At 63.5% G+C, this 17,878-nt stretch carries 17 protein-coding genes; 12 read left to right on the top strand and 5 right to left on the bottom strand.

Going from position 1 to position 17,878, the window contains the following annotated elements:
* The first annotated feature begins 1 nt into the window (after window position 1).
* The 3 genes from ccsB (at window position 2) to msrQ (ending at window position 3,076) form a co-directional block, all read left to right on the top strand.
* A complete protein-coding gene (gene ccsB, locus BWP39_RS18430; protein ID WP_096722780.1) occupies window positions 2-1,219 on the top strand; it encodes a c-type cytochrome biogenesis protein CcsB in 1,218 nt (405 codons plus the stop codon).
* A gap of 171 nt (window positions 1,220-1,390) precedes the next feature.
* Entirely contained in the window at window positions 1,391-2,386 is a 996-nt protein-coding gene (gene msrP / locus BWP39_RS18435; RefSeq protein ID WP_096722986.1) for a protein-methionine-sulfoxide reductase catalytic subunit MsrP, read from the top strand.
* Window positions 2,387-2,398: 12 nt separating this feature from the next.
* Window positions 2,399-3,076, top strand: coding sequence for a protein-methionine-sulfoxide reductase heme-binding subunit MsrQ (msrQ, locus tag BWP39_RS18440; protein ID WP_096722782.1), 678 nt, complete (start codon window positions 2,399-2,401; stop codon window positions 3,074-3,076).
* Between the two features lie 137 nt (window positions 3,077-3,213).
* Here the strand turns inward: msrQ and lysA are convergent, their stop codons facing one another.
* Window positions 3,214-4,476 (bottom strand): diaminopimelate decarboxylase, encoded by a 1,263-nt coding sequence (lysA, locus tag BWP39_RS18445; protein WP_096722784.1) that lies wholly within the window; start codon window positions 4,474-4,476, stop codon window positions 3,214-3,216.
* Window positions 4,477-4,485: 9 nt separating this feature from the next.
* A complete protein-coding gene (gene lptM, locus BWP39_RS18450) occupies window positions 4,486-4,833 on the bottom strand; it encodes an LPS translocon maturation chaperone LptM (protein WP_096722786.1) in 348 nt (115 codons plus the stop codon).
* 37 nt (window positions 4,834-4,870) lie between these two features.
* Here lptM and cyaY point away from each other — a divergent pair, with 37 nt between their 5' ends.
* Entirely contained in the window at window positions 4,871-5,188 is a 318-nt protein-coding gene (gene cyaY / locus BWP39_RS18455) for an iron donor protein CyaY (protein WP_096722988.1), read from the top strand.
* A 41-nt stretch (window positions 5,189-5,229) separates the two neighbouring features.
* Here cyaY and BWP39_RS18460 read toward each other — a convergent pair whose 3' ends face one another.
* A complete protein-coding gene (locus BWP39_RS18460) occupies window positions 5,230-7,632 on the bottom strand; it encodes a penicillin-binding protein 1A (protein WP_096722788.1) in 2,403 nt (800 codons plus the stop codon).
* 276 nt (window positions 7,633-7,908) lie between these two features.
* Here BWP39_RS18460 and pilM point away from each other — a divergent pair, with 276 nt between their 5' ends.
* The 7 genes from pilM to BWP39_RS18495 all read left to right on the top strand — a co-directional run bounded on the left by pilM (window position 7,909) and on the right by BWP39_RS18495 (window position 15,160).
* Window positions 7,909-8,886, top strand: coding sequence for a type IV pilus biogenesis protein PilM (gene pilM / locus BWP39_RS18465; RefSeq protein WP_096722790.1), 978 nt, complete (start codon window positions 7,909-7,911; stop codon window positions 8,884-8,886).
* Window positions 8,887-8,924: 38 nt separating this feature from the next.
* Window positions 8,925-9,566, top strand: coding sequence for a hypothetical protein (locus BWP39_RS18470; RefSeq protein ID WP_207556947.1), 642 nt, complete (start codon window positions 8,925-8,927; stop codon window positions 9,564-9,566).
* Complete coding sequence (locus BWP39_RS18475) at window positions 9,563-10,498, top strand: hypothetical protein (protein ID WP_207556948.1); 936 nt, start codon at window positions 9,563-9,565, stop codon at window positions 10,496-10,498. Before BWP39_RS18470 ends, BWP39_RS18475 begins: the two co-directional genes overlap by 4 nt.
* Window positions 10,495-12,111, top strand: coding sequence for a type IV pilus secretin PilQ (locus BWP39_RS18480; RefSeq protein ID WP_096722792.1), 1,617 nt, complete (start codon window positions 10,495-10,497; stop codon window positions 12,109-12,111). The genes BWP39_RS18475 and BWP39_RS18480 overlap by 4 nt, the downstream gene beginning before the upstream one ends.
* Window positions 12,112-12,203: 92 nt before the next feature.
* The gene (locus BWP39_RS18485) at window positions 12,204-12,755 is read left to right on the top strand and encodes a shikimate kinase (RefSeq protein ID WP_096722794.1); all 552 of its coding nucleotides are present in this window, start codon (window positions 12,204-12,206) and stop codon (window positions 12,753-12,755) included.
* 20 nt (window positions 12,756-12,775) lie between these two features.
* Window positions 12,776-13,852: a 3-dehydroquinate synthase gene (gene aroB, locus BWP39_RS18490; RefSeq protein WP_096722796.1), complete on the top strand. Its 1,077-nt coding sequence runs from the start codon at window positions 12,776-12,778 to the stop codon at window positions 13,850-13,852.
* Between the two features lie 162 nt (window positions 13,853-14,014).
* Complete coding sequence (locus BWP39_RS18495; protein WP_235851459.1) at window positions 14,015-15,160, top strand: deoxyguanosinetriphosphate triphosphohydrolase; 1,146 nt, start codon at window positions 14,015-14,017, stop codon at window positions 15,158-15,160.
* An 83-nt stretch (window positions 15,161-15,243) separates the two neighbouring features.
* Here BWP39_RS18495 and BWP39_RS18500 read toward each other — a convergent pair whose 3' ends face one another.
* Entirely contained in the window at window positions 15,244-15,621 is a 378-nt protein-coding gene (locus BWP39_RS18500; protein WP_096722800.1) for a DUF883 family protein, read from the bottom strand.
* 349 nt (window positions 15,622-15,970) lie between these two features.
* Window positions 15,971-16,690, bottom strand: a complete 720-nt coding sequence (locus BWP39_RS18505; RefSeq protein ID WP_096722802.1) for an OmpW/AlkL family protein — start codon at window positions 16,688-16,690, stop codon at window positions 15,971-15,973.
* A gap of 187 nt (window positions 16,691-16,877) precedes the next feature.
* Here BWP39_RS18505 and BWP39_RS18510 point away from each other — a divergent pair, with 187 nt between their 5' ends.
* Window positions 16,878-17,585, top strand: a complete 708-nt coding sequence (locus tag BWP39_RS18510; protein WP_096722804.1) for a transposase — start codon at window positions 16,878-16,880, stop codon at window positions 17,583-17,585.
* Window positions 17,586-17,878: the final 293 nt, after the last annotated feature.

Here is a 17,878-nt window from a genome sequence, read left to right on the forward strand (position 1 = left end):
CATGGATTTAACTCAATCTCCCACGTCCTCATCGCGCCCCGCGGCTTCTCCGCGGGCAAGCGCGCCCGCCACTCCGGCAACCGATCCGGCGCTGTTCGACGAGCGCCCGTTCCTGAAACGCCTTGGTCCCACCGACTGGCTGTTCGCCCTCGCGCTGGTCGCGGGCGCGGGCTTTGCGTTGTGGCGGTACCACCCGTTCATGAACTACTACGACAAGCTGATACTGGTCTGCGCAGTGCCGGCGATGATCGTACTCGGCTGGCGCTGGAAGCCGGCGCGGCTGCTGATGGCCGGCATCGCCGTGCTGTCGCTGTTTGCGATCCAGACCTACCACGGCGATCTGGCGCGAGCCGACAACGCGTTCTTCCTCAAATACTTCCTGTCGAGCCAGTCCGCGATCCTCTGGATGAGCGCGCTGTTCGTGCTCGCCACGCTGTTCTACTGGATCGGTCTGCTGTCGCGCTCGCCCACGGGTGGCTCGATCGGCTCGCGGATGACGTGGGCCGCGGTGCTGATGGGTTTCGTCGGACTGATGGTGCGCTGGTACGAGTCGTACCTGATCGGCGCGGATGTCGGCCACATCCCAATCTCGAACCTCTATGAAGTGTTCGTGCTGTTCAGCCTGATCACGGCGCTGTTCTATCTGTACTACGAGCGCCACTACAACACGCGGGCGCTCGGCGCGTTCGTGCTGCTGGTGATCAGCGCGGCCGTCGGTTTCCTGATGTGGTACTCGATTGCGCGCGACGCGCAGCAGATCCAGCCGCTTGTTCCCGCGCTGCAAAGCTGGTGGATGAAGATCCACGTGCCGGCCAACTTCATCGGTTACGGTAGCTTTGCGCTGTCGGCGATGGTTGGTGTCGCGTACCTCGTGAAGGAACGTGGCGTGCTGGCGGACCGGCTGCCGCCGCTCGATGTACTCGACGACCTGATGTACAAGTCGATTGCAGTCGGCTTTGCGTTCTTCACGATCGCGACCATTCTCGGCGCGCTGTGGGCCGCCGAAGCGTGGGGCGGCTACTGGAGCTGGGACCCGAAGGAAACGTGGGCGCTGATCGTCTGGCTGAATTACGCGGCCTGGCTGCACATGCGGCTGATGAAAGGCCTGCGCGGCGCCGTGGCGGCCTGGTGGGCGCTCACCGGCCTGCTGGTTACGACCTTTGCTTTCCTGGGCGTCAATATGTTCCTGTCGGGCCTGCATAGCTACGGCAAGCTGTAAGATCCGCCGCGCTGCAACGACTATCAAACCGCCGGGTGCGTTGCACCGGCGGTTTTTTTATTCAGGCGGTGGATGATTCGGGACCTTCCCGGCGTTCACTACAGCATGACCCCTGTATTGGCGGGTCGAACGGACATCGATGTGGCGCGCGGCGTCACGGGGAGCGGCAACATGTGGATCAGGCGAACCGGCAGCATGGCCCTGCGTGGCGACGACATCGCGCGCGGCGACATTACGCCGCAGCAGTTCTTCGAGAACCGGCGGCGCGTGCTGCAGGCGGCGGGAGCGGCCGCGCTCGGCGGGTTGATCGGGGTAAATGGCGAAGCGCTCGCGGCGTACACGTCGCCGGATAGCCGTGCGCAGAAACTGGCCGCGAAGACGAATCCGAAGTTCGTCGTGACGGACAAGGTGACGCCGTATAAGGACATCACCACCTACAACAACTTCTACGAATTCGGCACCGACAAGGGCGACCCCGCCGAAAATGCCGGCACGCTGCGCCCGCGGCCGTGGCGCGTGAGCGTCGAAGGCGAGGTGAAGAATGCGAAGGTCTACGACATCGATGAGTTGCTGAAGCTCGCGCCGCTCGAGGAGCGGGTTTACCGGCACCGATGTGTGGAGGGCTGGTCGATGGTGATTCCGTGGATCGGCTTCTCACTGTCCGAGCTGGTCAAGCGCGCGCAGCCCACCGGTAACGCGAAATACGTGCAGTTCATCACGCTGGCAGACTCGTCACAGATGCCCGGCTTGTCGCAGCCGATCCTCGCGTGGCCGTATTCGGAGGGATTGCGGATGGACGAAGCGATGAATCCGCTCACGTTGCTCGCAGTGGGCGTCTATGGTCAGGTGCTGCCGAACCAGAACGGCGCGCCGATCCGCATCGTCGTGCCGTGGAAGTACGGGTTCAAGAGTGCGAAGTCGCTGGTGAAGATCCGCTTTGTCGAAAAGCAGCCGTCGACGGCCTGGAACACCTACGCGCCGCAAGAGTACGGCTTTTATTCGAACGTGAATCCGAACGTCGATCATCCGCGCTGGAGCCAGGCCACCGAGCGGCGTATCGGTGAGGACGGTTTCTTCACGCCGAAGCGCAAGACGCTGATGTTCAACGGCTACGGCGATCAGGTCGCGTCGTTATATCAGGGCCTCGACCTGAAGAAGAATTTTTGAGCGGGGCGGGCCATGCAATCCGATACCCCAACCGCACCGCCGCCCACCCGCGCTGGCGCGACGCGTACCGCGGCCGCCGCTAACCGCTGGATCGTGCTGGCAAAGATCTTCGTTTTTGTTGCCGCGTGGTACCCGCTGGTGCGTATCGTGTTCTTCGGCGTGACGGATCGGCTCGGCGCGAACCCGATCGAATTCATCACGCGTTCAACCGGCCTGTGGACGCTCGTCTTCCTGTGCATCACGCTGGCGATCACACCGTTGCGTCGGCTCACTGGCGTGACTGCGCTGGTCAGGTTCCGCCGCATGCTGGGCCTGTATGCGTTCTTCTACGCGACACTGCACTTCACGACGTACTTCTGGTTCGACAAATGGTTCGACGTTGCGGCGATTTTGAAGGACATCGTCAAGCGTCCGTTCATCACGGTTGGGTTTGCCGCGTTCGTGCTGCTGATTCCACTGGCTGTTACGTCGCCGCGCGCGATGGTTCGCAAGCTGGGACGTCGGTGGCAGAGCTTGCATCGCACGATCTACCTGATCGGTGCGCTCGCGATCCTGCATTTCTGGTGGATGAAGGCCGGCAAGCACGACCTGGTGCTGCCGAAGATCTATGGCGCGATTGTGGTGGCGTTGCTCGGCTGGCGGCTGCTGGTGTGGTTGAGGGAGCGTATGGCGCGGCGGCGCTTACGGTGATCGGTGAGCAAGCTCGACCCGCTGTGTGATTGAAGGGGGCATGCGACACCGATGCAACCAATAAAAAAAGGCGATGCCGTTATAAGCATCGCCTTTTTTCATGCGGCCGGTCCGGATGGACCGTGCTCGCATCGTATTCACTCCGGCAGGATCGTTTCGCCAGCGAACAGTTGCGCAATCTGTTCCCGCTCGCGCACCAGATGCACCGCGTCACCGTCGACCATCACCTCGGCCGCACGCGGCCGCGTGTTGTAATTCGAGCTCATCACGAAGCTGTACGCCCCCGCCGAGCGGATCGCGAGCAGATCGTCGGGCAACAGCGCCAGTTGCCGCTCGCGGCCTAGCCAGTCGCCGCTTTCGCAAACCGGACCGACTACATCGTAGAGCTGCGCAGTCGTTTCGCGTTGCACGACCGGTTCGATCACGTGATACGCGCCGTACATGGCAGGGCGAGCCAGATCGTTCATCGCGGCATCGACGATCGCGAAGTTCTTTTCCGCGCCGGGCTTCAGATACTCCACGCGCGTCAGCAGGATGCCCGCATTGCCGACGAGCGAGCGGCCCGGTTCGAAATACACCTCACGATGACCGTGGCCGCGCGCATCGATACGATCGAGCACCGTCCGCACGAACTCGCCGATGTCCGGCGGCGTTTCATCGGCGTAGGTGATACCGAGCCCGCCACCGACATCGATGTGCCGGATCTTCACACCGTCCGCTTCGATCTGTTCGACCAGCTCGAGCAGTTTGTCGACGGCATCGAGATACGGCGCGATTTCGGTGATCTGCGAGCCGATATGACAGTCGATCCCGACCACCTCGAGATGGGCCATCGCCGCGGCCGCGCGATAGGTGGCGCGCGCTTCGTCGAAGGCGACGCCGAACTTGTTCGACTTCAGCCCGGTGGAAATATACGGATGCGTCTTTGCGTCCACATCGGGGTTCACGCGCAGCGACACCGGCGCAATTTTGCCCATCGCACCGGCAACCGTATTGAGCCGGTCGAGTTCGGGAATCGATTCGACGTTGAAGCATTTCACGCCGGCCGCAAGGGCTTCGCGCATTTCGCTCCCGTTCTTGCCGACTCCCGAAAACACGGTGTGTTCTGCCTTGCCGCCAGCAGCCAGCACGCGCGCGAGTTCACCGATCGATACGATGTCGAAGCCCGCCCCGAGACGCGCAAACACGTTGAGTACCGCGAGATTGCTGTTGGCCTTGACGGCCACGTGCACGGTTGCACGGCGACCTGCGCAGGCACCGGCATAGGCTTGCCAGGTATCGGTCAGCGCAGCACGCGAATAGACGTACAGCGGCGTGCCGAACTGGTCGGCGAGCGAAATAGCGGACACGCCTTCGACGTGCAGCACGCCGTCGACATACGCGAATGCGGAACGAGTCATGCGAAAGTCTTACTCTGTGGTTTGAGTGCCGGAGGAGGCCGGCAACGGTGTAGACGGTGTATATGGTGTCGCCGCGGACGCTGCCGAAGCCGGCACGGCGTCCGACGCCGGCGGGTTGCTCAACTGGGTATCCGGCGACAGCGACAGCGGCGTACCCGACGTGTCGGGCACGCTGCCCGTTTGTGCCGACGATGCAGCATCCGCGTTGGGTTGCTGGGTCTGTTCGACGGGTTTGGGCGGCAGAGGCGGCACGACAGGCATATAGAGCGCGCCGCGTTGACCGCAGCCGCTCAGCGCGCCACCTGCGAGAATGGCCAAAGCCGCTACAATCGCGCTCATCCGAAAGACGACTCGCATGAGACTGTCCCTGAATAATCAATCGCTGGAGTTTAGCATGTCCGACAACGAATACCTGACCCGCGCCGAGGCCGCACTGGCGGCTGTGGAGCGCACGCTCGACGACTCGAATGCGGATATCGAATTCGAGCGCAGCGGCAATGTCCTGACGCTCGAATTCGAGAACGGCACGAAGATTATCGTGAATCTTCAGCCGCCCATGCGTGAGATCTGGATCGCCGCGAAGGCGGGCGGTTTTCACTTCCGCTTCACGGATGGCGCGTGGCGCGATACGCGCGGCGGCACCGAGTTTTTCTCCGCGCTATCGGATTACGCAACGCAGCAGGCCGGCGAGGCGGTTCATTTCGAACCGTAACGCCGTCTGCCTGCTGCGCGCCGGAGCGGCTGCACAGCGGCTTAGTGCCCGCGGAACAGATTCATGATGTCCTGCTTTTCCTGCTCGCCGACCTGTACCGGTGCAGCGCCCGGCATCGCGCCGCTCGCCCCGGCATCCAGCGACGCCTGGCTTACGCCGACCGTCGCGACGAAACCGTGGCCCGGCGTGAAGTCCTCGAAATACAGTTCGTCGCCGAGCGTGACGACGCCGTCAGGCATCGGCATCCGGTATTCCGGCACACCCTTCAACGCATTGGCCATGTACTCGATCCATACCGGCAGCGCGAGCCCGCCGCCGGTTTCGCGATCGCCGAGGCTGCGCGGATTGTCATAGCCGATCCACGCGATTGCAGTCAGCGTGTGCTGATAGCCGCCGAACCACGCATCGCGCGAATCGTTGGTCGTGCCTGTCTTGCCACCGAGATCCGTGCGCTTCAGAACGTTCGACTTCGCGCCGGTGCCGCGTTGCGCGACGCTTTGCAAGAGGCTGTTCATCACATACGCGTTGCGCGGTTCGATTGCGTGCGGCGCGCTTTCTCCTGCGATAAGCGGTTGCGCATGCGCGACCACGACGCCGTGCAAATCGGTCACTTCCGCGATCAGATACGGGTTCACGCGATAGCCGCCGTTCGCAAACACCGAGAATGCGCCGGCCATCTGCAGCGGTGTGACCTGACCCGCACCGAGCGCCATCGGCAGATAGGCCGGATGACGATCCGCATCGAAGCCGAAGCGTGTGATGTACTGCTGCGCGTATTTCGTGCCGATCTGGTTGAGAATCCGGATCGATACGAGGTTCTTCGATTTCTGCAGCGCGGTGCGCATCGTCATCGGACCGTCGAACCCGCCGCCGTAATTCTTCGGCTCCCATGCCTGGCCGCCGGTTTCCGCCGCGCTGAAAAAGAGCGGCGCGTCGTTGATGATGGTGGCGGGCGCGAGGCCTTTCTCGAGCGAAGCCGAATAGATGAACGGCTTGAAGCTCGAACCCGGCTGGCGCCACGCCTGCGTCACGTGATTGAACTTGTTCTTGTTGAAGTCGAATCCGCCGACCAGCGCGCGAATCGCGCCATCCTGCGGCACGACCGACACGAAGGCGCCTTCCACCTGCGGCAACTGTGTGATCGCCCAGTTGCCGTCATCGCCCTTGACGACGCGAACGATCGCGCCCGGACGCACACGCTGGTTCGGCTGTGCGCGCGGACCGAGCGCAAACGACGCAAAGCGCAGCCCGTCGCCCTGCAGCGTCACAGCGTTGCCGTCGATAAACGTTACCTGCACCGCTTTCGGATTCGCCGACGTCACCACGGCCGCAATGATTTCTCCGTTGTCCGGATGTTCGAGCAGTGCGTCGTCGATGGCCTGTTCGCGGTCGTTGGCATCGTCGGGCAGATCGATGAACGCTTCGGGGCCACGGTAGCCGTGGCGCCGCTCGTAGTCCATCAAGCCCTTGCGCAGCGCGCGATAGGCGACGTCCTGATCGGCGGAATCGATCGTCGTCACGACGCTCAGGCCGAGCGTGTAGGCGTCCTCGCGGTACTGCGCGTACATCATCTGGCGCACCATTTCCGCGACGTATTCCGCGTGCACGCTGAACTCCTTGCCCGCGCCCTTCACGATGAGCGGCTGGTGACTTGCAGCGTCGTACTGTTCCTGCGTGATGTAGCGCAGTTCGAGCATGCGCTGCAGGATGTATTCCTGGCGCACCTTCGCGCGCTTCGGATTCACCACCGGGTTATAGGCCGACGGCGCTTTCGGCAGACCCGCGAGCATCGCGCATTCGGCGAGCGTCAGGTCCTTCAGGTCCTTGCCGAAGTAGACCCGCGCGGCACTCGCAAAACCGTAGGCGCGCTGACCGAGATAGATCTGATTCATATACACCTCGAGAATCTGATCCTTCGACAGCTTCGATTCGATCTTGTACGCGAGCAGCATCTCGTAGATCTTGCGCGTATAGGTTTTCTCGCTCGACAGGAAGAAGTTGCGCGCCACCTGCATCGTGATCGTGCTCGCGCCTTGGGTGGCATGACCGTTGGTCAGCGCAACGAAGCCGGCACGCGCGATACCGGTCAGATCGACGCCGCCATGATCGTAGAAGCGCGCGTCCTCGATGGCGAGCACGGCTTTTTTCAGATTGTCCGGCACGTCCTGGATACGCACGATGTCACGCCGCTCTTCGCCGAATTCGCCGATCAGCACGTGGTCGGCGGTATAGATGCGCAGCGGTACCTTCGGCCGGTAATCGGTGAGTGCATCGAGCGACGGCAGATTGGGCGTTGCGACGACCAGTGCGTAGCCGAGCACGAGCGCGACGCACACAATGCACGCCACGATAAGGCCCACCAGTCCGAAGACGAGTGTGAGCCACAGCGGACGCTTGCGCTTTTGCGGCGCGGGCGGCGGAGATGTCGGGGACGAAGATTGCATATGAACACCAAAAAACAGTCCCGCGATTATAGCCGCCCGATTCCGTTGCTTTCGACATGCTTACTTTGCGGGCCGCTTCATCCATTCTTTCGCGTCGGGATAGCTCAACTGTAGTCGCTTTGCGGCCCGCTGCGGCGTGCCGTGTGAGTTGTCGCTGGACGGCTCCTGTACGCATTGGCCATCCGGCCGAATGTCGCACGCGGCGTTCGCTTTGCAGAATGTCTTCCGTGATCCGCGCACGAATGGTTCGTCGCGGCAGCCAGCACGGGAGACGCGATGGCATTCAGAAATTCGTTGCTGTTACCGGCGCGACGCTTTGCGGCCGGCATCGATGTGGGCCCACAGGCGTTGCGGCTAGTCGTATTGAGCACGCGTTCGCGCCGCGGCGGTGCGGTACGGCTCGAACATGTGGCGTTCGCGCCGCTCACGGCCGGTGCGATGGCGGGCGCGGAAATCGTCGATCGCGCCGCGGTAGCGCGTGCGCTACGCGATCTGTTTGCCGGATTGCCGCCCATCTGTGCCGCACGGACGTTGCGTTGTGCGATGGGGTTGCCGGCATCGGCGACCCTGACGGCGACGATGCCGCTCTCGCAGCTTGGAGCGGGCGCCGTGCGTTCGGTGCGGCGTCATGCGTTGAGCGAACTGGAGCCGGCGGTGCTCGTCGAGGCGGAGCGGATCGCGGGCATCGAACGACATGCGCTCGCGGTCGACTGGTTTATCGACGACGCTTCGCCCGAGCCGGATCGTCTGACGATCGCGGCCGCCGGGCGGGCGCATCTCGAAGCGCGGGTGGAGTGTGCGGCGTCGGCGGGCATTACGTTGACGGCGCTCGACAGCGAGCCGTTTGCCGCGTTGCGCGCATTGCGTTATGCGGCGGGGCGCGAACTCGGCGCGCACGAGCCTTATCTCGCGATCTGGATCGGTGCCGAGGGTGTTCACGGGTGGCGCATCGCAGGCGATGCGATCGACGGCGAAATCCGCTATCCCGCCCCCGAGCATGACGACTTCGCCGACGCATTGCGCGATCTCGCGGCGGACCACGCATCGGGTTGCGTGTTGATTGGCGGCGAGGTGGATCTGCTCGATGGGATCGGTTTTTCCACGGCCGACGTGGGCGACGTGCTTGGCTGCACGACGTTGCCGTTCGAATGCGCGGCGTTCGATGAGGGCGCGCATCCGTTTGCTCTTGCGCTGCTGCATGAGCCGGCATGTACCGTTGCATTTGGTCTCGCGTTGCGCGGCGTATTCGAATGAAGTTCGTACACGCTCTGTTTGACCGACCGGGTCATGCGATGCCTGGCCGACCGTGGATCGGCGGGTTCAATCTACTGCCGTATCGCCGGCGCAACGCTGCGTTGGCGCGGCGTCGCTGTCTCGTGGAATGTGGCTGCGCCGCGCTGGCAGGCGGTGCGTGCGTGCTGCTGCTTGCCATGTGGCAGACGTGGCAGCGCACGGGTATCGAGGCGAGCCGTGCGTCGGTCGAGCGAACGCTCGTGCAACTGGCCGCGCCGCTTGCCGAGCAGACCCGGCTTTCGCGCAACGAAGCCGATGCGCAGTCGGGCGCCATACACGCGCGGACACGTGGGGTGCCGCTCAAGCGCCTGCTGGACGTGCTGGATACCTTGAGCAGCGAACCGGCTGCCGGCGTGGCCTTGCAACAGTTACGACATCGCGCAGAGGAAACGGAACTGCTTGCGAGATCGGATGACCATGCCGCGGCGGCGGCGTGGATCGAGCGGCTCGATAGTGTGCGAGGTGTTGAGAGTGCGGAAGCGAGCGAACTGCGTCGACCGGCGAGTGCCGGGCGCGGCGCGGGCGCTATCGGCGACGGTACCTTCGAATTCGGAGCGAACGTGCGCTGGATGAAGCCGCTTGCGCCTGCGGGCAGCGTGACGCATCAGCAGGTTGCATCACGTGCGGGAGGGGTGCGATGAATCCGTCCATGACAACGGGCATTGCCCCGCGGCGAAGCACTGCGACGTCTCTCGAGCGCTGGCTGGACCGGTTGCGTGTGCCGCTCGAAGCGTGGAGCGGCACACGCCGGCTCGCTATCGCATTGCTGGTTGCTGCCGGTGTATTCGTACTGGGCGCGCGTAGCTGGAATGCCGTGGATCTCGGCGGCATCGCGGCCAGCCACACCGCACTCGATGATGCGCAACACCGCCTCGCGTCGGCACGTCATGCACTGGCACAACTGCCCGCGTTACGCGCGCGCGTCGCGGCGAAAACACTGCACGGACAACCCGTGGTCTGGACATCCGCAGACGATGTGCGCGCGTTTTCGCAACTCGCTGCGCGCAGTGGGCTCGTTCTCGTCTCGCTCGAACCGGGTGCTGCGAGTGGCGAAGGACTCGACGCGATGCGGTCCGTGAGGCTCGCTGCACGTGGCAATTTTGCTCAGGTCGTGAAGTTCGTGCGCGGGTTGGCAGGTTTGCCGGTGCTGGTTGTCCCTGCCGATCTGACCGTGAAGCGTCATGACGACGCGCTTGAAATCGCCACGACGTTGCAGGTGTTCAGCAGGCTCTTTCCCGTCGGCGCGGGGCAGTTGGCACCACCGGATCAGATGCTCGACGCGAGCGATGCGCAGATCGACCAGGATGTCGCGTTCCACGATCCGTTTTCGCCGCAGCGGATTGGCGACGTCGACCTGCCGGAAGCGACGCCGTTGCGGCTCGTCGGTCTGCTGCGCGACGACACGCATGGGCTCGCGCTCGTAGAAACGGCGGAAGGTACACAGACCGTCGAGCCTGGCCAGCCGTTCGGTGAGCAACGCGTGACGAAGATCGACGCGCTCGGACTCACGCTTGCGACCCGTGGTGGCGCGCATCTGCTGACGCTTGCTGGGAAACTTGGGGAATCGGAATGAGCGTGCTCCGCAAAACGACGTATATCGCGGTGTGTGTCTCGGCCATCGCGGTCGCCATGGTTCCTGCAGCGCACGCATCGTTGCCACCGTTGCCCGAACGCATGCCGCTCGACGATACGATCGCGCCGTTCGGCGTCCCGCCATTGCCGCGCGATGAGATCGTGGAGGTGGCGAATCGATTCCAGCTAGATGCTGCTGAGCGTGTTGCCGGGTCCGGCGGCGATAGCGGGAGCAGGGAGACGCGTAGCGGCGAAGTCGACGGCATCACGACGCCTCGCAGCGAAGCCGCGCATTCGGCGGGCGCCGCCCATGATGCACTCGAGGGGCCACCGGTGCCGCTACCGCGCGCACAACGGATCGCAACAAGCGCCGATGAATCCAACGATCCCGCCAGCGGCATCCCCGCCAATCGCCCGATCACGATGCATTTCCAAAAGGCCGAGCTAGGCGCGGTGCTGAACGCATTCGCGCGATTTACCGGGCTCAACATCGTCTCGAGCGACCAGGTGCGCGGCACCGTGTCGCTGCGACTCGACAAGGTCCCTTGGCGAGATGCTTTCGATATGCTGCTCGACGTAAACGGCCTCGCGATGGAACGCCGCGGCAATGTAATCTGGGTTGCACCGCTCGCGCAACTGGCGACGCGCGAGCGTCAGCGGTTCGAAACGCATGCGCGCGCAGCCGACCTCGAGCCGCTCGCGAGCCGCGTGTTCGAGTTGCGTTATGCCCGCGCGGAAGAAGTCCGCCGATTGTTGAGCGCGGCGGGCAACCAGCGGGTGCTGTCGAAACGCGGCGCGGTGATGGCCGATGCACGGACCAACCTGCTGTTCATCACCGATCTCGACGCGCGGCTCGCGCAGATCGCGGACGTGATCGCAGCCATCGACCGGCCGACGCGACAGGTGCTGATCGAAGCGCGCATCGTCGAAGGCGAGCGAGGCTTTTCGCGCAACCTCGGCGCGCGCATGTTGCTCGCGAATACGCACGAGAGCGGTTCGGGGATTGGTGTGGTCGGCGGCAGCGAAGGCAAGGTCATGGACCTGTCGGCGCGGCCGCTCTCCGGGTTTGACGCCGCGACCGCAGGCTTGACGTTGTTCGCGGCGCAAGCCACGCGCCTGCTGAATATCGAGCTGAGCGCGCTGGAGGCGGAGGGACACGGGCAAACCGTATCGAGCCCACGTGTCGTCACCGCGGACCGCATGAAGGCCATCGTCGAGCAGGGCACCGAGCTGCCGTATCAGGCGAAGGTTGGGCAGGGCGTCTCTGGCGTGCAGTTCCGCCGCGCGGGCCTCAAACTCGAGGTCGAACCGCAGATCACACCCGACGGCCGCGTCGTCCTTGACCTCGATGTAGCGAAGGACAGTGTCGGCGAACAGACCGCGGCAGGGCCCGCAATCAACACGAAACATGTGCAGACGCGCGTTGAAGTGGAGGACGGCGGCACGGTATCGATCGGTGGGATTTACGAGCAGGATGAGCGCGACGATGTGACGCGAGTGCCGCTTCTGGGCAAAATACCGGTTTTGGGTGCACTTTTCAGTCATCGGGCCCGTCGCCAGCGTAACGGCGAACTGGTCGTTTTCATCACACCACGCGTCGTGCCGGGACCATGAGTGCCCCTGCCCGCCGCGGCCGCAGGCTCGACAAGGCAGTCGCTTTGCCAGTAAGCTGCGGCACGAACTACCGGATTAACCAGAGGATACCGTTGCAAGCGCGGGACGCACACGCCAATGTCTTTTTTGTAGGGCTCATGGGGGCGGGCAAGACCACGGTGGGCCGGGCGGTGGCACGCCGGCTCGATCGCCCGTTTTTCGATTCGGACCATGAGATCGAAGCGCGTACCGGCGCACGCGTCGCACTGATTTTCGAGCACGAAGGCGAGGCCGGTTTTCGCGACCGCGAGGCCCAGGTGATCGGCGATCTGACCGCACGCGAGAACATCGTGCTCGCCACCGGCGGTGGCGCGATACTGCGCCCCGAAAATCGCGAGGCGCTGCGCAATCGCGGTCTCGTGGTTTATCTGCGCGCCAATCCGCACGACCTGTGGCTGCGCACGCGGCGCGACAAGAATCGTCCGCTGTTGCAGACCGACGACCCGAAAGCGAAACTCGAAGCGCTGTATGAAGTGCGCGATCCGCTATACCGCGAATGCGCGCATTTCGTCATCGAAACCGGGCGCCCATCGGTCAACGGGCTCGTCAATATGGTCCTGATGCAGCTCGAGCTGGCCGGCGTCACCCGGCATCCTGCGCCATAATGGCAAGCATGATTACCCCCATGATTACCGTCAACGTCGAACTGGGCGAGCGCGCCTATCCCATCCACATCGGCGCCGATCTGATCGGTCAGACGGCGCTGTTTGCGCCGCATATCGCCGGTGCATCGGTGACGATCGTCACCAACACGACAGTCGAGCCGCTCTACGGCGATGCGCTGCGGCGTGCGCTGGCGCCGCTCGGCAAGCAGGTGTCGACGGTCGTGTTGCCCGATGGCGAGGTGTACAAGAACTGGGAAACGCTCAATCTGATCTTCGACGCGCTGCTCGGTGCTCGCGCCGACCGCAAGACCACGCTGATTGCGCTGGGCGGCGGTGTGATCGGCGACATGACCGGTTTTGCGGCTGCCAGCTATATGCGCGGCGTGCCGTTTATCCAGGTGCCGACCACGCTGCTGTCGCAGGTCGATTCGTCGGTGGGCGGCAAGACCGGTATTAACCATCCGCTCGGCAAGAACATGATCGGCGCGTTCTATCAGCCGCAGGCTGTCATTGCGGATATCGGCGCGCTGAAGACGTTGCCCGCGCGTGAACTGGCGGCCGGTGTGGCCGAAGTCATCAAGACCGGCGCGATCGCGGACGCAGCGTTCTTCGACTGGATCGAAGCGAACGTCGGCGCGTTGAACAACTGCGAACCCGAGGCGCTTGCGCAGGCGGTCAAGCGGTCGTGCGAGATCAAGGCCTCGGTCGTCGCCGCGGACGAACGCGAAGGTGGCCTGCGTGCGATCCTGAATTTCGGTCACACGTTTGGCCATGCCATCGAGGCCGGGCTCGGCTACGGCGAATGGCTGCACGGCGAAGCGGTGGGCTGTGGCATGGTGATGGCGGCCGACCTGTCCGTGCGGCTCGGCCAGCTGGACGAAGCCGCGCGACGGCGTCTCGTCGACGTGATCGCGGCCGCGCATCTGCCTGTTCGCGCACCTGCGCTCGGCGCCGATCGCTATGTCGAACTGATGCGCGTCGACAAGAAGGCCGAAGCGGGCGAGATCAAATTCATCCTGCTGAAGCGTTTCGGTGAGACGCTGATCGCCCGTGCCCCCGACGACGTTGTGAACGCGACGCTCGCGGCCGCCGTCTAGCCGACACGGCAGGCGCGGCGAGCGCCGCGGACGCGATGCGCCAGAGCGCGCTTCACACGGCGGCCACCCCTTGATGCGGAGAAACCGGTGAACGACACCCGCAGCAACCTGCCGACTGACTCGCGCGCGCCCGATACCAATCGGCCGCATGCAGCACCCGCAATCACCCCGAGCGTCGATACGCTCGAGGCGCATCTCGCGCCGTATGCGGCGCATTCATCGCAGTCGCGTGGACGCCGTTACCCGGAAGCTGCACCGGCTGCGCGCACGGAGTTTCAGCGCGACCGCGACCGCATCGTGCATTCGACCGCATTCCGCCGGCTCGAATACAAGACCCAGGTGTTCGTCAATCACGAGGGCGACCTGTTCCGCACGCGTCTGACGCACAGTCTTGAAGTTGCGCAGATCGCGCGGTCGGTGGCGCGCAACCTGCGCGTCAACGAGGATCTCGTCGAAGCCATTTCGCTCGCCCACGATCTCGGCCATACGCCATTCGGCCATGCCGGCCAGGACACGCTGAACGAATGCATGCGCGAGCATGGCGGCTTCGAACACAACCTGCAGAGTCTCGCAGTAGTCGACGATCTGGAGGAGCACTACGGCGCGTTCGACGGGCTGAACCTGTGTTTCGAAACGCGCGAAGGGATTCTGAAGCATTGCTCGCGCGAGAATGCGCGCCGTCTGGGCGAACTCGGCGAGCGCTTTCTGAACGGACATCAGCCGTCGATCGAAGCGCAGATCGCCAATCTCGCCGACGAGATCGCCTACAACAATCACGACGTCGACGACGGCCTGCGCTCGGGGCTCCTCACGATCGAACAACTGGCCGAAGTCGAACTCTGGCAGGTGCACTACGAGACGGCCCGAGGCGACTATCCGCAGATCGAAGGACGCCGGCTGGTGCACGAGACCGTGCGCCGGATCATCAATACGCTGATCGTCGATCTGATCGATACCACGACGCGCCAGCTCGAGCGCTATGCGCCGGCGTCGCTGGACGATGTGCGGGCGGCACCGACGCTAGTCGCGCACAGCGAGGCCGTAGCCGCCCAGGCCGGCGAGCTGAAGCGCTTCCTGTTCAAGAACCTGTACCGGCATTACCGCGTGATGCGTATGGCGAACAAGGCGAGGCGGGTCATCGCCGGTCTGTTCGACGCATTCACCGACGATTCACGGTTATTGCCGCCGGCCTATCAGGCGAAGGACGCCGCTGCGCAGCCGCGGCTGATTGCCCATTACATCGCCGGTATGACGGACCGGTATGCGCTGAAGGAATACCGGCGGTTGTTCGTTGTGGACGACAACTAGGCGCGCGGAAACGCACCGAGGCGATCTGCGGCGCCCAGTCCAGTCCGTCTCAGAGTTCAAATCAGCCCAGCGCGAATCGCGTCCTAGCGCGACCGCGCGAGCAGCGCACCGGTCAGCAGCGCCAGTCCACCCACCACGGCAAGCGTGCGCCACGGGTTCTCATGCACGTAATCGTCGGCATCGGCCAGCACGGTTTCCGCCTGTTCGCGCACGGCTTCGCGGGTTTCCTGCAAGCGTGCGCGGGCCGCATCGAGCCGCTTGCGCAATTGCTCGCGCAGCACCTTCGCGTCGGCCTGGGTGCCGTCAGCCAGCGTTTCTTCGAGCTCCGACATCAGCGAACGCAGTTCGCCGGCGACATCTTCGGCGGCATCGCGGCTGTGGCGTGCGATGCGGCGGGCGCGCCGGCTGGTCGTGGTCCAGGATTCGCCGATGGCATCGCGCGTGTTCGGTAGTGCAGTCATGGTTGCTCCGTCGGTGGAAGTTGGATGTGCATGGAAAGGCCCGGGTTTGCTGCGGAATTCCTCGCCAACAACCTCGGAAGTTGCAACTTCGGTGCCTGACCCGCGCAGAAACGTGCACAGCCGGCCCACGGGACATCGGGCGGACAATGCGACAGCGCGCCGAAAGCCCCAGCCCGGCAGAATTTTCAGTCACATGACCGACGATGGTCAAAATTACAATGGATTTCAGATGCATGCGGCACATGCGCCATAGGCATAGAATCCAGAAAACAAAACGCCGTCACGAGGTGACGGCGTTTGAATGCGACAGGGCGGTGCAGCAAACCCGGCAGCAGGAAACCAGGTTGCGCTAGAAGACGTAGCCAATCTTGGCGTAGGTGACGATCGGATTCAGCTTGATCTTCGCCTGGGACTCCACGCTGCCGCCAACCGGCGTTGCATTCGGCGTATGCAGGGTGGCTGTCACGCTGAGCGGAATGTACGACACCGAGACGCCCGCGAACCAGTGCTTGGTGATTGCGTAATTGAAGCCGAGGTTAAACACCGGCGCCCAGGAACGATCTGTGGACACGGATGTCGGACCATGCAGCACGCCTTGCTCGAACGCGGTATTAGTGATCTTCGCGTCGGTGAACCAGACGTACGTCGCACCGATACCCACATACGGACGGAATTTCGCCTGAGCACCGAAGAAGTGATACTTGAACAGCACCGCCGGGCTCCATTGCTTCGCCGAGCCGAGCTGGCCGAACTGCGAAAAGCTGCCTTCGCCGAGCAGGTTGAACTTGGGTGGAATGCCGAGTTCCGCTTCGGCAGCGATATGGTCGGTGATGAAGTAACCGATGCTCATACCCAGCGTGTCGGACGAATCGATGCCGGCGCCAGTGCCTGGCTGGCTTTGATTGATAGGCGTGCCACCAATCGAGAGTACCTTCAGCGGATCACTGCTGTCCTGTGGCGCAAGATGGAACCAACCCGTGGTGAGGTAGATGCTTCCAGCCGATTGCGCATGAGCGCCCGTGATGCAGGCAAGCGCTGCAATCCCCGTTATGGCCTGTTTTAATTTCATGTGTGCTCCTCCTGAAAAAGCCCGCTCATTATGACCACAACGTTTCAAACAAACCATACGCTGCAGTTAGAGCATTTTCCCTAAGCGCCAGGCGGTTTCCGGCTTAGCCGCATCGCGCCGAATCTAGCGCTCAGGCGGTTCTTCGGACCTTCGGGTATATACCAACGCGACTATCGGATAATCCAGCATGGCACGGCTTGCACGTCTTTATGTTCCTGACCAGCCGCAGCACGTGATTCTGCGCGGACTCGACCAGCAGCCCGCATTCGTCGACGACCAGGATTACGAGCTCTTCATCGATTGCCTGAAGGCGGCCTCGCGCGATCACCGGCTGGCGATTCACGCGTACGCGCTGATGCCCGGCGCGGTACAGCTGCTCGTCACCCCCGCCGACGAAGCAAGCCTGCCGAAGGCGATGCAGGCCGTCGGCCGCCGTTACGTGGCGCACTTCAACCGCCGCTATGCACGGCGCGGCACCTTGTGGGAAGGCCGCTATCGCGCGACGGTGATCGAGGGCGAGCGCTACTTCCTGCTGGCCAGCCGCGTGGTCGAGCTGTGCCCGGTGCGCAGCCAGCTCGTGAGCGCGGCGGAAGACTACCGCTGGTCGAGCTACCGGCATCACATCGGGCTGACGCTCGATAGCCTCATCACCGATCACCCGTTGTACTGGTCGCTCGGTAACACGCCGTTTGAACGGCAGCGCGCGTATCGCGACCTGTGCGAACAACCGCTCGATGAACGCGAAGCGAGCCAGCTCCAGCAGGCGACGCTCAAGGGCTGGGTGCTGGGCGGTGAGTCGTATCGCGAGTGGGCGGCGCGGGCGGCCAACCGGCGCGTGTCGCCGCTGCCCCGCGGACGGCCGCGCAAGGTGCGCGAAACGCCACAAACCCAGTAAGCCGCGCAGGGCCGGCGCCAGATACGAAAGACGGCATCTCCGCATGCCGTTTTCTTTTGCACCGTTTCGATATGGCACCGATTAAAAATCGAAATCATGCACCATCACGATAATAGGTGTCTGATCATCACGTTTTATTTGCTATTCCCTTGATTCGTCGCGTATATTCCGAATTCCGGCGGTTCCCCGGCACACAAAGCTGGAAGCCCGATCGCCCGCGTAGCTGCACACCGGCACAGCGGAAGGCGAAAACAACAAATGGTTAAACGGCCGCCCCGGCCCCTTTCAGACGG

Source organism: Paraburkholderia acidicola (assembly GCF_002362315.1).
GTDB lineage: Bacteria > Pseudomonadota > Gammaproteobacteria > Burkholderiales > Burkholderiaceae > Paraburkholderia > Paraburkholderia acidicola.

Bases quoted from the DNA above. Each gene is read 5' to 3' on its own strand.
- ccsB (WP_096722780.1), top strand. From the start codon at position 2: ATGGATTTAACTCAATCTCCCACGTCCTCATCGCGCCCCGCGGCTTCT.
- msrP (WP_096722986.1), top strand. From the start codon at position 1,391: ATGTGGATCAGGCGAACCGGCAGCATGGCCCTGCGTGGCGACGACATC.
- msrQ (WP_096722782.1), top strand. From the start codon at position 2,399: ATGCAATCCGATACCCCAACCGCACCGCCGCCCACCCGCGCTGGCGCG.
- lysA (WP_096722784.1), bottom strand. From the start codon at position 4,476: ATGACTCGTTCCGCATTCGCGTATGTCGACGGCGTGCTGCACGTCGAA.
- lptM (WP_096722786.1), bottom strand. From the start codon at position 4,833: ATGCGAGTCGTCTTTCGGATGAGCGCGATTGTAGCGGCTTTGGCCATT.
- cyaY (WP_096722988.1), top strand. From the start codon at position 4,871: ATGTCCGACAACGAATACCTGACCCGCGCCGAGGCCGCACTGGCGGCT.
- BWP39_RS18460 (WP_096722788.1), bottom strand. From the start codon at position 7,632: ATGCAATCTTCGTCCCCGACATCTCCGCCGCCCGCGCCGCAAAAGCGC.
- pilM (WP_096722790.1), top strand. From the start codon at position 7,909: ATGGCATTCAGAAATTCGTTGCTGTTACCGGCGCGACGCTTTGCGGCC.
- BWP39_RS18470 (WP_207556947.1), top strand. From the start codon at position 8,925: ATGCCTGGCCGACCGTGGATCGGCGGGTTCAATCTACTGCCGTATCGC.
- BWP39_RS18475 (WP_207556948.1), top strand. From the start codon at position 9,563: ATGAATCCGTCCATGACAACGGGCATTGCCCCGCGGCGAAGCACTGCG.
- BWP39_RS18480 (WP_096722792.1), top strand. From the start codon at position 10,495: ATGAGCGTGCTCCGCAAAACGACGTATATCGCGGTGTGTGTCTCGGCC.
- aroB (WP_096722796.1), top strand. From the start codon at position 12,776: ATGATTACCGTCAACGTCGAACTGGGCGAGCGCGCCTATCCCATCCAC.
- BWP39_RS18500 (WP_096722800.1), bottom strand. From the start codon at position 15,621: ATGACTGCACTACCGAACACGCGCGATGCCATCGGCGAATCCTGGACC.
- BWP39_RS18505 (WP_096722802.1), bottom strand. From the start codon at position 16,690: ATGAAATTAAAACAGGCCATAACGGGGATTGCAGCGCTTGCCTGCATC.
- BWP39_RS18510 (WP_096722804.1), top strand. From the start codon at position 16,878: ATGGCACGGCTTGCACGTCTTTATGTTCCTGACCAGCCGCAGCACGTG.